General features: G+C 62.1%; 15 protein-coding genes. 4 read left to right on the forward strand and 11 right to left on the reverse strand.

Annotation, left to right across the window (positions count from 1 at the left end):
- Positions 1-2: 2 nt before the first annotated feature.
- Genes AB4Z19_RS16100 through AB4Z19_RS16135 form a run of 8 tightly spaced genes read right to left on the reverse strand, consistent with a single transcriptional unit; the run spans position 3 to position 6,836 of the window.
- On the reverse strand, positions 3-503 hold the full coding sequence (locus AB4Z19_RS16100) for a DUF1003 domain-containing protein (RefSeq protein WP_442028952.1): 501 nt from the start codon (positions 501-503) through the stop codon (positions 3-5).
- Between the two features lie 36 nt (positions 504-539).
- The gene (locus AB4Z19_RS16105) at positions 540-1,196 is read right to left on the reverse strand and encodes a hypothetical protein (RefSeq protein WP_442035599.1); all 657 of its coding nucleotides are present in this window, start codon (positions 1,194-1,196) and stop codon (positions 540-542) included.
- A 2-nt stretch (positions 1,197-1,198) separates the two neighbouring features.
- Positions 1,199-1,897, reverse strand: a complete 699-nt coding sequence (locus AB4Z19_RS16110) for a hypothetical protein (RefSeq protein ID WP_442029962.1) — start codon at positions 1,895-1,897, stop codon at positions 1,199-1,201.
- Positions 1,884-2,852, reverse strand: a complete 969-nt coding sequence (locus tag AB4Z19_RS16115; protein ID WP_442035600.1) for an AraC family transcriptional regulator ligand-binding domain-containing protein — start codon at positions 2,850-2,852, stop codon at positions 1,884-1,886. Before AB4Z19_RS16115 ends, AB4Z19_RS16110 begins: the two co-directional genes overlap by 14 nt.
- Positions 2,853-2,867: 15 nt before the next feature.
- Positions 2,868-3,407: a DUF2059 domain-containing protein gene (locus tag AB4Z19_RS16120; protein ID WP_442035601.1), complete on the reverse strand. Its 540-nt coding sequence runs from the start codon at positions 3,405-3,407 to the stop codon at positions 2,868-2,870.
- 11 nt (positions 3,408-3,418) lie between these two features.
- On the reverse strand, positions 3,419-5,020 hold the full coding sequence (locus AB4Z19_RS16125; RefSeq protein WP_442029017.1) for an OmpP1/FadL family transporter: 1,602 nt from the start codon (positions 5,018-5,020) through the stop codon (positions 3,419-3,421).
- A gap of 10 nt (positions 5,021-5,030) precedes the next feature.
- Positions 5,031-6,047: a transporter gene (locus tag AB4Z19_RS16130; RefSeq protein WP_442035602.1), complete on the reverse strand. Its 1,017-nt coding sequence runs from the start codon at positions 6,045-6,047 to the stop codon at positions 5,031-5,033.
- A 21-nt stretch (positions 6,048-6,068) separates the two neighbouring features.
- Positions 6,069-6,836, reverse strand: a complete 768-nt coding sequence (locus tag AB4Z19_RS16135; protein ID WP_442027027.1) for a C39 family peptidase — start codon at positions 6,834-6,836, stop codon at positions 6,069-6,071.
- A 565-nt stretch (positions 6,837-7,401) separates the two neighbouring features.
- Between AB4Z19_RS16135 and AB4Z19_RS16140 the strand changes: the two genes are divergently transcribed.
- Genes AB4Z19_RS16140 through AB4Z19_RS16155 form a run of 4 tightly spaced genes read left to right on the forward strand, consistent with a single transcriptional unit; the run spans position 7,402 to position 10,051 of the window.
- A complete protein-coding gene (locus AB4Z19_RS16140; protein ID WP_442027025.1) occupies positions 7,402-7,914 on the forward strand; it encodes a DUF6160 family protein in 513 nt (170 codons plus the stop codon).
- Positions 7,915-7,959: 45 nt separating this feature from the next.
- The gene (locus tag AB4Z19_RS16145) at positions 7,960-8,745 is read left to right on the forward strand and encodes a hypothetical protein (protein WP_442027023.1); all 786 of its coding nucleotides are present in this window, start codon (positions 7,960-7,962) and stop codon (positions 8,743-8,745) included.
- Complete coding sequence (locus AB4Z19_RS16150; protein WP_442027022.1) at positions 8,745-9,593, forward strand: hypothetical protein; 849 nt, start codon at positions 8,745-8,747, stop codon at positions 9,591-9,593. The genes AB4Z19_RS16145 and AB4Z19_RS16150 overlap by 1 nt, the downstream gene beginning before the upstream one ends.
- Positions 9,590-10,051: a hypothetical protein gene (locus AB4Z19_RS16155; RefSeq protein WP_442027020.1), complete on the forward strand. Its 462-nt coding sequence runs from the start codon at positions 9,590-9,592 to the stop codon at positions 10,049-10,051. Before AB4Z19_RS16150 ends, AB4Z19_RS16155 begins: the two co-directional genes overlap by 4 nt.
- Positions 10,052-10,055: 4 nt before the next feature.
- Here AB4Z19_RS16155 and AB4Z19_RS16160 read toward each other — a convergent pair whose 3' ends face one another.
- The 3 genes from AB4Z19_RS16160 to AB4Z19_RS16170 form a co-directional block, all read right to left on the reverse strand.
- Positions 10,056-10,628: a hypothetical protein gene (locus AB4Z19_RS16160; protein ID WP_442027018.1), complete on the reverse strand. Its 573-nt coding sequence runs from the start codon at positions 10,626-10,628 to the stop codon at positions 10,056-10,058.
- 73 nt (positions 10,629-10,701) lie between these two features.
- Complete coding sequence (locus AB4Z19_RS16165) at positions 10,702-11,895, reverse strand: MFS transporter (protein ID WP_442035603.1); 1,194 nt, start codon at positions 11,893-11,895, stop codon at positions 10,702-10,704.
- The gene (locus AB4Z19_RS16170; RefSeq protein ID WP_442028978.1) at positions 11,892-12,881 is read right to left on the reverse strand and encodes an LLM class flavin-dependent oxidoreductase; all 990 of its coding nucleotides are present in this window, start codon (positions 12,879-12,881) and stop codon (positions 11,892-11,894) included. The genes AB4Z19_RS16165 and AB4Z19_RS16170 overlap by 4 nt, the downstream gene beginning before the upstream one ends.
- Between the last annotated feature and the right edge of the window lie 8 nt (positions 12,882-12,889).

The following is a 12,889-nucleotide window of genomic DNA, read 5'->3' on the forward strand; positions in this document are numbered from 1 at the left end:
GATCATTCGATCCGCCGCTGTGCCGCCGCCAGAATATGCTGGTGCATCTCGGCCGTCAGCCTGTCGATACGTTCCGCCATCTGCTGCGTCGCAGCCGTCAGCTCGGTATTCTGCTTCAACAGCTCCATCATCTGCGCCGAATGCCGCGACGCCGCCAATGCCAGCGCCTCGCGGTGGCGGGCGTCCGCATCCGTCTGAGCTTTGTCGCGTTCCGCCTGCCGCGTTTGTGCCAGCAGGATAAGTGGCGCGGCATAGGCGGCCTGCACGCTGAAGGCCAGATTCAATAGAATGAAAGGGTAGGGATCGAAATGCGCCCACCCAACCAGGTTGGCCGCGATCCATAGCAGTACCAGCACCGTCTGCGCACCGAGGAAGATCGGTGTGCCGAAGAAGCGCGCGAACGCTTCGGCGCGTTGTCCGAATCGGTCCGCGCCGAAGACGGTGCTCAGGTGTTCATGCTGGCGATGGAAGCGCAGGTGGTCAGCGTCATGGTGTGTGTTCATGTGGAGCCTCCGCAACTGGTGGTGGCCCACTATAACTCACTGTTTCGCCGCCTGGGTCCGCAGCGCTTCCAATGTGCGGGGCAGGCTGCGCTTGCTCATCATGTCGACGATCCAGCCGAAACCGAAGGGCACAGGGCCGGGATCGGCGTAGACGTGGTATTCGACCACGGTCTTGTCGGCGGAACCAGGCAGGGGCTTGAACAGCCAGTAGCCCGTGGTGTCGGCGATGGTTTCCGACACGCGCAAGTCCGCGCGCGGGATCAGGCGCCAGGCCAGCTTGCATTGGCCTGGCGGCGTTTCCGGCTCCAGCCGCAGGCGGTATCGCTTTTCCTGTCCAAGTGGCAGGTCCAGCGTCATGTCGACCAGCGCATAGCCATCGCCCGCCTCAATCGGCACGGCGCTTTTGGTGTTTGGCATATAGGCGCTGTAGGACGCGTAATCCTGCACCATGCTGCACAGCTTAGGCACCGGCGCGGCGATCAGGGTGAAGGCGGTGAAGGTCTTGCCGGGATGGCCGCTGCCGGGCTCCTCGACCACGCGCACGTGATCTTCGCTCAGCGAGGAGATATCCGGGTAAGCCGCTGCCGGAGCTTCGAGCGCCATCGCTATGGCGGCCAATGCGAAAGCGAAGCTGGCCGTGGCTGGCACCCGGGCCGGAATGGCGGTGCGGTTGGAGGAGGGCGAGGTGCGCATGATCAGTGACCGTGCTTCAGCGCGAGGGTGATGACGATGCCCGTCAGGTCGATGCCCTTCATCGTGATGCTGCCGAAGCTGGGACCGCTGGTCGCGCCATGCACGCGGATGTTCTTGAAGCTCAGTTCACCGATGGTAGTCGGCAGACTGAGGGTAATCGAACCGTCCGGGTTGAGCATGGACGTGGCACGGTTCGGCGCGTACACCACATTGTGCATGCTGACGTCGGAATCGAGCATGCCCAGTACCGGGTTCACCAGTTTGGCCAGGTCGCCCAGCACCACCACGCCATTGTCCTTCAGCTGTTTTTGCACCTGGTTGACCAGGTCGTCGCCCAGGCCCTGCGCCGAGATCGCGTCGAGCTGTGCGTCATCCAGCTGTTGCATATCCTTGCGCGGCACGATGGCCGGCTGTGTGATGGCGGTGGCAGGCAGCGCTGCTTCCATCGCATAGGATTCCAGCGGCGCGAACACGGCACTGATGAAAGCTGCCGCCATGCGGATGCGGCGCTGCTTGCGCAGCATGTCCTGCACGTGCTGGTGGGTCACCAGTTCCCATTCGGCGAAAATCTCGCCGAGGCGCTGGCCAGTCTGGCGCTGATGTTCAATCGCGCGTTCCAGCTGTTCTTCGGTAATCAGATTGTGCTTGACCAGCATCTGGCCAAACAGCTGGGTAGGATGCTCCGGTTTAAACCAAGTCATGTTTGTCTCCGTGGTGAACGAGATCCGAAGGCGTCATGCCGAACCAGCGCTTGCAGGCGCGGTAGAAGGCGCTCGGTTCGGAAAAGCCGAGCTGGAAACTGAGCATCTTGAGCGACAGGTCGCCCGCTTCGAGTGACTGGCGCGCCAGTTCGCGGCGCGTGTCGTCCACCAGCTGGCTGAAGCTGGTGCCTTCTTCCGCGAGACGCCGCTGCAGCGTGCGCTCGCTCATCATCAGCCGCGCCGCGACAGCATCGCGATGCGGCGGACCCTTGGGCAGCATCTCAGCCAGGATGTTCTGCACACGGGCGGTAAAACTTGGCGGTGCGGCATGCGCGAGCTGGGTCAGCACGGGCATGGCGCTTGAATCATGCGGCGTGGGACCGCCGCCATTCGGCAGGGCGGCCACCAGATCCGCGTCGGCGAATTCCATGACATTGTGCGGACGGTTGAAGCGCACCGGGCAGCCGAAAGTCTGTTCATAAAAAGCCACATTCGGCGGCTCCGGAAAAGCATATTCCACTGCGACTGGGCGCGCATCGTCGCGGCCGGAGGCACAGCGCAAGGTGCGCAGCAGCACGCACCACACGAAATCGTAGCGCTGCAGCGGCACCGAGCGTTCCAGTCCGGGCAGCACGATGCCGACCCGCGTGTGGCCGTGGCAGCGTTCGATGGTGCTTTGCACGGTGGGCGACACCAGCATGATGTGGCCCATCACGCCCAGCCAGCCAAGGCGGTGCGGCGTGGAGATTTTCAGTCCGATCAGCGGATCGCCTGAGTGCTCGACCACCAGTTCCCACAGGTGGCTCAACTTGTCCGACAGTGTCAGCGCGTCGCAGGCCAGGCCATCGCCTTCATTCAGGCCGGCCTGGGCGAACAGCGCATCCGCTTCTACCCCTGAGTGGGCGAGGCGCGATTTCACGCCGCGTACCAGGTGGAGAGCCGAGGAATAGCTCATGGCGCTGGGCTCCGCTTACTGTCCCACCGCGGTGTGCAGGCGCGTGCCGATGCGCTGCTCCAGGCCCTGGAGCTTCGGATCGATCACGCTGCGGGTGTCGGCGGCAATGCTCTCACCCAGTTTTTTCTGCAGTTCCGGCACCATGGCCTCGAACTTGGCTTTCACGGGCGATTCCAGGATCACGATGATCTGTTTCAGTTCATCTTCGGTGAAGCGCTCGGCCAGCAAGGGCGCAATGGTGGTCGGGATCAGCTTTTGCGCGCTGGCGGTGGTGACGGCCTTGTTTTCGTCCATGAACTTGCGCGCGTCTTCCACGATGTCCTTCATCGCGGCGTCGCGCTTCTCCGGAGCGACGCGGCCTTGCAGCACCACGCGCGCCTGCTGCACAGCGCTGCCGACCGGCTGCTGCAGCATGGATTCGCCGATGCTCTCCATATGCCACAGCTTCAGTACCTTGTTGACCAGTTCCTGCTTGGCTGGCGGAATCGGTGCACCGGCCGCCTGCGCGGCACCGGCAACGGCCAGCGCAGCACACATCATTGTCAGTCTTTTCATGACGCTCCCTCCTAGAATTGATGGTTGAGACTAAAGCCGTAGTAGCGGACCTTGATATCGCCCGCTACGTCCAGGCCTGCATAAGGGTTGTAAATCACATTCAGGAATTTGCTGCTGTTCAGGTTTTCGTCCGTGTTGGCGGGCACGTCGAATTTGCCCCGCATGGTGGTGGCGGTCAGGCTGAGATCCATCGTCTTGGTAATCTTGAAGTTCAGGCCCACGCTGTACAGCTTCGTGTCCGGCAGCGGCGCAATCAGGTCGATGCCGTTTTTCGGTATCGAGGACTTGCGCGGCTCATAGCCGAAGCGCAGTGCCAGACGATCGAAGGGATACAGCTGCAAGCCATAGCCAAAGTTGACCAGGCTCTTATAGCCGCGCGGGATCTTCAGCTTGGTCGAATCCGGAATACCGTACAGGCGCGCCACTTCCAGCAGGCGGATACTCTGGTCGAACTCGAAGGTCAGCGCGTTCCAGTCGCTCCAGCGCGCATAGCTGGCATCCACATTCAGCTGCACATACTTGACCGGCCTGAGCTTGATCCCGACCTGCAGGTGCGCAGGGAAGGGGATGGTGGCGCTCACGTTGCCCTTTTGTTCTTCAGGAATGGACTGCGGCAGGCCAAGCACGGCGCCTGCGATCGGTCCCAGCAGACTGGAATTCAGGCCTTTCACGAAATTGCGCAGCATGGGTTCGGTATGGAAGTCATACCAGCCGGTGTAGCGCGTGTTCGATCCGCCCTGGTAAACAACACCGAGCGCGAACCAAGGTTTTGGCTCCCACAGCACGCCCAGGTTGATGGTCGGGTCGACCGGCGCCGTCATCTCCATGCGCATATTGGCCGCCTTCTTGAAAGGACTCACGAAGCCGTCCTTGCCGCCGCCGCACAAGCCGAAGCCGAAGATGTCGATCACGTTGCCGCCCTGTTCGGGACACCAGCCCTGCTGCAGCTTGCCGAACACGCCCAGCAGCTCATTCGGAAATCGCATATCGGTATCGATCACGAAAGCCGAGTGGGCGATCGGTACCGCAGCGCCGAAGCGCAGGGTGTCCGAATATTTGTAGCCGACTGCAGGAGACAGGTAGACCAGACGCTGCACCTGGACCTGGCGGCCGTCGAAACGCCCGGGATCGTTCGGGTCCGTGGTGCGGTCAACACTGTAGGCCTGGGCCATATAGGTATTGGTAGCGAAAGTCCACGGCGAGCCCGGCTTGTTGAATGCGAAGCCCAGCGTCGGAATCACCACGCCCGGCAGGCGCCAGCCCGGCATGCCGTAGGCCGGGATGTACATGCGCTGGCGCAGCGGACCGGTGCTGGTATTGGCCAGCGGGTCCTGCGTCCAGCCGCCGATATCGAAACCATCGGGCTGATGGAAACTGGCCGAAGCGCGGATCGACGCCGCAAACGCGGAATCGATGCGCCAGTCGCCTTGCAACCGCGCCAGACCGGCGGGATTGAAGTGGACCGATTCAATGCCGGGCGGGTCGGCCGTGACGGCATTCCCCAGCGCCATTGCGGTGACGCTGGTGGTGAGGTTTTCCAGCAGCGCGGCATGCGCAGGGAAAACGCAGCAGAGAGCGGCGGCGAGCGCCGTCTTGCGGACCTTGGCTTGCATGGCCGTTCCGTCAGAAGGCCAGCGGCACGTTCATGCCAAGCGACAGATTGGGCGAGTCCGGAGTCAGGCCAATGCCGACCGAGAAGTTGAGCGTGGTCTTGGGCGAGACGCGATAGCCCAGACCCATGCTCAGCACACCGGACGTCTGGGTGCTGGTCGTCACGTTCAGGCCATCTTCAAAGCGCAGCTTGGCGCCCGCCGATACGGCTTCCTGGAAGGACACGGTGGTGGTAATGCCATACGACAGCGCATATGCAAAGCCGACGCCGAAGCCGAACGTCGGACCCGGCTGCACGCGATTCAGTACGCGGGTGCCGTTCACCTGGTTCAGGCCCGTGGCAGGCGCATAGCCGGTCACGTTGACGGAGCCGAACAGCGCAACCGGATCGACGATGCGGTTCACGTTCAGGCCCAGCGACAGCGCAGCCACGCCGCTGCCGGTCGCCTCGCCGCTGCCGGCGATGATCTTGAACGGACTGCGGCCGCTCGGCAGGCGCAGGTTGCCGGTGAAGGTCAGGCCGGCGGTATCGCGGCGCGCTTCAAACGGCTGGAAGCGCGCACCCAGCGAGATGTCGCCCACCGAATTCGATACGCCGCTGTGGCCCTTGGTTTCCGCATACTTGGTGATGAGGGGCAGGGTGACGTTGGCGGTCAGATTGTCCATCACGCCGTAATCGGCGGAGAAGGTATTGGTGATGATGTGGGAGTTGACGTTCTCGATGTCGAACAGCGTCAGGCCGCTGGTGGTGAAGTCGGTAACGATTTTCTCCTGGCCGATATAGCTGTAGTTCAGGTCATAGGTGTACTGGATTTTTCCTTTGCGGATCAGGGAGTATTGCTTGTCGACTGCGGTCAGGGTTTCCTTCAGCAGCGCGGTCTGGTCGCCTTCACCCTCTTTCTTGGCGAGTGCTTCGCGCGCGGCGTCCGCGCTGACGGGCGTGGTTGTCTGGCTCTCCTGGGCCCCTGCGTTCATCGTGTGCACCAGCAGGGCTGAAGCAAGAAAGACAGGCAGTTTGCTCAATTTCATACTTAGGTTCCTTATGCTGACTTATTGACGATGCATCCACGTGCCGGAAACGCCGGAGTTGACGGCACGTTCAAGCTGCAGGGTGGCGTGATTGAGGGCGTCAAGCCGTCCCTGGTTGGTCACGCGGTCCATATCGACCACGCCCAATTCCTTGTCCGTCAACGCGAGCAGCGCCGGCGGCTTCTTGTCCTCTGGAAGCGAGAGGATGAAGAGAGTGTTGTTGTCCCACCACTTGGAGAAGTCCTCCACCGAGAACACGATGTTCCCGGCCGACGGATCGGCGATGTAGACGATGCCGTTACGTACGCCACGCAGCACCACGAAGTGTTTGGCGCCGCCATAAGTGATGGGGACGATGCCCGGCTCGGTCAGCTCCAGCAGGTCCTTGATTTCGGCTTTGTAGCCGGCGCCGGTGACGCCCAGCGCAGCCGTGTAGCGTTTCATGTCCAGCAGCGAGAAGCCGCGGCGCTCGATGATCTTTTCCTTCTCGCCTTTTTCCAGCATGCCTTCCATGGCCTGCTGCTCGGTGACCTTCAGGCCGAGGTGGTAAGTGAGGATGGTGACCAGCGCAGCGGAACCGCAGCTGAAGTCGTAAGCCTGGCGCACGATGTGTTTGTACTTGAGCTCAGAGTAGGGCTCGATCGTGACTTCCGAGGCATAGGCGCCGCCGCCCACCAGGCTTTGTGGGATCTCGTACTGGTCTTTGGGGCGGTCCGCCACGTCGTGGCGCGACAACACGCCAGCGCCGCCGATCAGGGCCGCAATGACGCCCATCAGCAGCATCAGCATGGCGCCCTCCCTTGCGTAGGGATAGCAGGGCCCACACGCGCTGCGCGCGCGCGAAAAAGGATGTCTCCCATGGATGTCTCCGTCTCGTCTATTTATTTTTATCGAACGACCGTGCTTTTAAAAAGCGAGCGTTCGTACTTATATTTTTTGTAAGGATTAACGCATGATTGCCACGAGCACGGCAGCAAAATAATTAGAGGCACAACTCTATTGCGCTTTACTCAACAAGTGCTATCACGCGTGCGCATGTGCGCGCGGGTTTTCTTCCTTATGGAACAAGGAGATACGAGAAACGGACGGGACCGCGGGCAGTGTGGCAAACAACCGACGTCGCAACTTTGATGCAACACGCTTTTCACTCTTGATGGCTCGCAAGGCCAACTATTTGGCTTGATCGGTCAATGCGAAAAGCTAGACCCAGCCGGGCGCGAAAACCTATCATAAATTTAATTAATATTGAAAAAATATTAAGAAGGCGTCTCGCTGCACCGATCTTACCGGGCGGTATGGCATAAGGGGACGCGGAGGACGAACAAATCAACCAAAAACCTACGGAGATACACCTATGAAACGCATTACCGCTGCTGTTGCCGTTGCCCTGTCCACCCTGGCCCTGTCCGCTTCGGCCATGACCCCGATCAAAGATGCCGAGCTGAGCGCTGTTACCGGCCAGGACGGTGTGTCCATCGCTGCAAACCTGAACATCAAGATGGATTCCTTCGTCTACACCGACACCGACGCTCTGGATGCACAAGGCATGGGTGGTGGTAGCGTCAGCTTCAACGGCATCAAGGTCAACGGCCTGATCGCTGCTTCCATCGACATCCTGTCGAAGAACTCCTTCCTGGCTGCTGCCGGCGCTGCTGGCGTGACCAACCCAGGCACCTTCTACAACCCGGTATCGGGCGGCGACGTGGTGCAGATCGCTATCCCGGCTGACGTGCAAGTTGCTGCCGGCAAGCTGCTGAACATCTCCGTTGACTCCATCAAAATGGGCGGCAGCACCGCATCCTACGGTTCGATGGCTATGAACCAGCTGGACCTGCGCGGCACCACCGTGTGGATCTGGGCTCATTAATCTGAACCCGGCGGCCGGCACACCGGCCGCTTTCTCTTTTTACCCATGAGCATTCGTCTCGGTTTGGCCGCTACGGCGGCCGTCTTTTTCTGCACCTCGGCCTATGCGCAGCTGAAGCCGATGAGCGATGAGGAACTGTCGCGCACGCGCGGCCAGGGCCTCATCGCCATCAGCAATAGCCGTCTCGGCGATTTCGACTTCACGCGTGTCGCGCTCGATGCGGACGTGACGCTGAACGCCAACTTCCGCAATATGCGCCTGGGGGATTACACCTACGCCTCCAAATCGGGCGCGGATATCGACATGCCCCTGCTGCAGTTTGGCCGCAGCGATGGCACGGCCGCCCAGCGTACGGTGCAGATCTCCAATCCGTATTTCGAATTCGTGTATCGCGCCGGGACCGATCCGTCCACGCCGCGCGAAGTAGTGGGCATGCGCTTCGGCTTTGACGCCATCAGTGGCGATGTCGGCCTGAAGCTGAATACCCTGTCCGGTTCCATGCTGGTCAACGGCACTGCCGCCGACGGTTCCGCGGTCACGCTCGACTCGCACACCGACACCACCGGCGGCGGCAAGCGCTGGGATGGCAGCTGCACCGGTTCCTGTCTCAGCCTGGCGCAACTGGGCGGCGTACACGCCGGCGACGCCAGCGGTCCAAGCCGCGACTTCTGGATTTCGGTGCTGAAGACGGGCGTGCAATTCCAGGCGCCATCCGGCACCACGCAGCTGCCCGATATGGCGCAGGCAGGAATCTGGATGAACTGGCGTGACAAGCTGCAAGCCATCAGCACCAACGGCATCACGCCTCCTAATCTGCCACCGGTGCGCTGATGCGAATCGCTGCTCTCGTCCTCTGCCTCGCCTGCGCGCCTGCTTGCGCCAAAGGCTTGAAGCCGCTGAGCGACGAGACGCTGTCGGCGGTGCGCGGCGGCGATGGCGTGAGTTTTGATTTGTCCGGTTTCTCCATGAACGGCACGGCGCGCGCGACTTTCACTGCATCGCCGGGCTACAGCATCTGGAAGGAAAACTTCAGCGCTGCGCGCAGCGACAGCCCGGTCGAATTTTCCGATCCCTACCGGCTTGATGTCATCTCCGGCGCGGCAGGCCTGGCGGATGTGATCCGCTTTTCCCTGCCTACCAATACCGACGCTTCGCAAAAATGGCAGTTCGCCTATGACCTCGGTGTGGAGGCCGATGGCATCACGCGCAACGCCGGCAGCTTCGTCTTCAACGACGTGGTGTTCCAGGGCGGCGGCTGGCAATTCTCCACGCCGCGTGTGAGCGATGGTGTCGCCTTCGGCCTTGGCCTGCGCATGGACATCGGCCAGTTCGCACTGCGTCCGGCAGGCCGCGACAACGCTGGCGAACAAATCGCGCTGCAAGGCATTCACATCGGCGAGGTCGATGCGGACGGCAACTTCACCGGCGCGCCATGGAAGATTGCGGATGTGGCTTCGCAGCCGGCCGTGATCAACGCGGTGGCCGACGAAAATGGTCCGCGTCTGCACATCGGCATCGACTGGCCGGACGCCAGGTACGGCAGCGGCCAGGCCGCAACCGGCGGCATCCAGATCGACAAGATTTCCTTCACCAGCCCGGCGACGGGCACCACGGATCTGGGCTCATCGCGCATCGGCTCGATCCAGATCCAGTACCTCGATATCAAGTTCCGCCAATGAAGCGCCTGTTCGCCTTTGCACTGCTGCTGACCGGCGCCGTACACGCCGCACCGCCGCTGCGGGCGCTGGACGACAAGGAACTGGAGAAGGTCAATGCGCGCGACGGCATCAGCTTCGCCGCCCACATCGTGATCAACGATCCTTCGCTGGTGGGCGCCGTCAGCGACAGCCGCCTGTCACTGGGCTTCAACGATGGCGCGCAATCGCACTACGTCGTGCTGCGCAATGTGCGCGGCGTGATCGACATGTCCACCGTGAGCATCGACGTGCACCAGAAACCGGACGGCGGCGACTACGTGGCGCTGACCTTGCCGGGCACGGTGCACTACACGAACTTTGGCTTCGAATCGATGAGCGTGCAGAATGATCCCAATGCGGCAGTCACCAACAGCCTTGGCAGCTTCAATGTCAGTGGGGATGTGCACATGACCGGCCAGGTCAGGATGTGGGCGCACTAAGAAATCAGTGCTTGACGTAGGTGACGGTGGTGGTGAGGTCGATGGCCTGCATCGTCGTGTTGTTGCCCTGGACGCGCACATTCCGCACACTGAGTTCGCCCGCCGTAAAAGGCAGGCTTAAAGAAATGGTGCCATCGGCGTTGCTCATGGCCGAAGCGCGGCCCGGCTCGACCAGCGCCATATCCGGAGTGAAGTCCGATTCCACGATAACCAGTACGGGATCAAGCAGTGTGGCGAGATCACCCACCACTTCCACGCCGTTCCGATGCAGCTGCTGGCGCACTTCGCGCGCCATATCGCCGCGCAGGCCCTGACCGGTAACGCCGCTCAGTTTTGCATCGTCCACCGGCTGCGCCGCGATGGCGACCGGCTCCGCGCTGGCTTCGGTTGCATAGAATTCGAGTGGTGCGAGCAGGGCGCCAATAAAGGCGGCCGCCATGCGCAGGTGGCGCTGCTTGCGCAGCATTTCCTGCACATTCTGCTGCGTGAGCAGATGCCATTCGGTGAGGATGTCGCCCAGGCGCTGGCCCGTGCTGCGCTGCTGCGCGATGGCGCGCGCCAGCTGGTCCTCGGTCACGAGGTGATTCTGGACCAGCAGCTGTCCAAATAATTGCGGTGATTGATCTGGCCTGAACCAGGGCATATAAGCCTCACGCTATGGCGCGTTGTTCGGTGAACTCCGTCAGGTACAGGATAAACGCAGCGGCCGGGAACAGCAAGCCGGTTAACATCACGCCTTGCCAGCCATAGTTGGAGAACATCCACGCACCCAGTGAAGACCCGAGCGCGCCGCCGAGGAAGAAGATGGCGATATACAGTCCGTTCAGGCGGCTGCGCACTTCAGCACCCAGCGTGAAGATGGCGCGCTGGCCCACCACCAGGTTGGCGGAAACGCCCATGTCCAGCACCACCGCAGCAGCAACCAGCAGGCCCAGTTCCAATTCGCGGCTGCCCGTCACCAGCAAGGGCACGGCGAATGCCAGCATGGCGGCTGCCAGCGCCATCGCAGTGGTCGAACGGGATTTCCCCTGGTCCGCGCGGCGGCCTGCGATCGGCGAGGCGATGGCTCCTGCCACGCCGACCAATGCAAAGATCGCGATGCCGGTTTGCGACAGGCCGAATTTGGGGCTGGAGAGAATCAGCGGCGTGGTGGTCCAGAACAGGCTGAAGGCGCCGAAGGTGCAAGCCTGGTAAGCCGCGCGGCGGCGCAGGATGGGTGTGGTCGCCAGCAGATGCCACATGGAGCGCAGCAGTTCACCGTAACGCATGGTGCCATGCGGCTGGCGCAGCGGCAGCCGTTTGCTCAGCACCAAAGCCAGAAGCGCCGTCAGTACGGCCGAAATCACGAAGATGGCATGCCAGCCCAGTGCGTCGGCGACCAGACTGGAGACCGGACGCGCCAGCATGATTCCGAGCAGCAGACCGCTCATGACAGTGCCCACCGTTTGCCCGCGCCGTTCGGGCGAGGACATGTGGGCAGCAATGGGCACCAGCACTTGCGCGGCAACGGCGGTCAGGCCGATGGCGAAGGCGGCGGCGAGGAACAGCAGGGCGCTGCTGGTGGATGCGGCAGCGACGAGACTGAGCGCAGTCGCCAGCAGCAGGGTGACGATCAGCTTGCGGTTTTCCAGCAGGTCGCCGAGAGGGACGATGAACAGCAGGCCAAGGCAGTAGCCGATCTGCGTCAGCGTGACAATCACGCCGGCCGCACCCGGATCGAGTCCGGTAGCGCGGCTGATTGGACCCACCAGGGGTTGTGCGTAATACAGGTTGGCGACGATCAGGCCTGCGGCAGTGGCCAACAGCATGACCATGCCGCGGGTAATTGTGTGTTCTTCTTTCATTTAAGCTCGCGAAGGATGTCCGCCACGATCTCGTACGAACGCAGGCGGGCCTTGTGCTCGTACATCTGTGACGTGATCATCAGTTCGTCCGCACCTGTGCTGGCGATGAAGCCGCGCAGCTGGCTGCGCACCGTGTCCGGCGAACCAATGGCCGAACAGGATAGCACCGAATCGAGCATCGCGTTTTCGGATGGGCCGATCTGGTTTCGGTAGTCCTTGAGCGGCGGCGGCAATTGGCTTGGGCGGCCGCTGCGCAGATTGACAAACGCCTGCTGCGCCGATGTCGCCAGCAGCTGCGCTTCGTCATCGCTGTTGGCCGCGAATACGTTATAACCCAGCATGACGTAGGGTTTTTGCAGCTGCGCCGAGGGCTGGAAATTAGTGCGGTACAGATGCAGCGCCTGCATCATCATCTGCGGCGCGAAGTGGGAAGCGAAAGCGAAGGGCAGGCCAAGTTGCGCGGCCAATTGCGCGCCGAAGGTACTGGACCCCAGAATCCACAGCGGCACTTTGGCGCCACGGCCCGGCGTCGCCAGTACGCGCTGGCGCGGGTGGTCGGACATGTAATCTTGCAGCTCCAGTACGTCCTGAGGGAACTCTTCCGCGCTGGCCATCAGGTTGCGGCGCAGCGCGCGCGCCGTGGTCTGGTCGGAGCCGGGCGCGCGGCCCAGGCCCAGATCGATACGTCCCGGATGCAGCGCTTCCAGCGTACCGAATTGTTCGGCGATCACCAGCGGCGAATGATTCGGCAGCATGATGCCGCCGGCTCCAACGCGGATGGTCGAGGTATTGGCCGCGATGTGAGCCATCACTACCGACGTCGCCGCACTGGCGATGCCCGGCATGCCGTGGTGCTCCGCCACCCAGTAGCGATTGAAGCCCCAGCGCTCGCCGTGCTGGGCGAGGTCGGTCGAGTTGCGCAGCGAAGTGCGGGCATCGCTGTCTTGTGCGATGGGCGAGAGGTCGAGGATAGAGAAGGAAGTCATGGCCGCCA

The sequence above is a fragment of the Pseudoduganella sp. RAF19 genome, from assembly GCF_052114165.1.
GTDB lineage: Bacteria > Pseudomonadota > Gammaproteobacteria > Burkholderiales > Burkholderiaceae_D > Rugamonas.

Bases quoted from the DNA above. Each gene is read 5' to 3' on its own strand.
- AB4Z19_RS16100 (WP_442028952.1), bottom strand. From the start codon at position 503: ATGAACACACACCATGACGCTGACCACCTGCGCTTCCATCGCCAGCAT.
- AB4Z19_RS16105 (WP_442035599.1), bottom strand. From the start codon at position 1,196: ATGCGCACCTCGCCCTCCTCCAACCGCACCGCCATTCCGGCCCGGGTG.
- AB4Z19_RS16110 (WP_442029962.1), bottom strand. From the start codon at position 1,897: ATGACTTGGTTTAAACCGGAGCATCCTACCCAGCTGTTTGGCCAGATG.
- AB4Z19_RS16115 (WP_442035600.1), bottom strand. From the start codon at position 2,852: ATGAGCTATTCCTCGGCTCTCCACCTGGTACGCGGCGTGAAATCGCGC.
- AB4Z19_RS16120 (WP_442035601.1), bottom strand. From the start codon at position 3,407: ATGAAAAGACTGACAATGATGTGTGCTGCGCTGGCCGTTGCCGGTGCC.
- AB4Z19_RS16125 (WP_442029017.1), bottom strand. From the start codon at position 5,020: ATGCAAGCCAAGGTCCGCAAGACGGCGCTCGCCGCCGCTCTCTGCTGC.
- AB4Z19_RS16130 (WP_442035602.1), bottom strand. From the start codon at position 6,047: ATGAAATTGAGCAAACTGCCTGTCTTTCTTGCTTCAGCCCTGCTGGTG.
- AB4Z19_RS16135 (WP_442027027.1), bottom strand. From the start codon at position 6,836: ATGCTGATGCTGCTGATGGGCGTCATTGCGGCCCTGATCGGCGGCGCT.
- AB4Z19_RS16140 (WP_442027025.1), top strand. From the start codon at position 7,402: ATGAAACGCATTACCGCTGCTGTTGCCGTTGCCCTGTCCACCCTGGCC.
- AB4Z19_RS16145 (WP_442027023.1), top strand. From the start codon at position 7,960: ATGAGCATTCGTCTCGGTTTGGCCGCTACGGCGGCCGTCTTTTTCTGC.
- AB4Z19_RS16150 (WP_442027022.1), top strand. From the start codon at position 8,745: ATGCGAATCGCTGCTCTCGTCCTCTGCCTCGCCTGCGCGCCTGCTTGC.
- AB4Z19_RS16155 (WP_442027020.1), top strand. From the start codon at position 9,590: ATGAAGCGCCTGTTCGCCTTTGCACTGCTGCTGACCGGCGCCGTACAC.
- AB4Z19_RS16165 (WP_442035603.1), bottom strand. From the start codon at position 11,895: ATGAAAGAAGAACACACAATTACCCGCGGCATGGTCATGCTGTTGGCC.
- AB4Z19_RS16170 (WP_442028978.1), bottom strand. From the start codon at position 12,881: ATGACTTCCTTCTCTATCCTCGACCTCTCGCCCATCGCACAAGACAGC.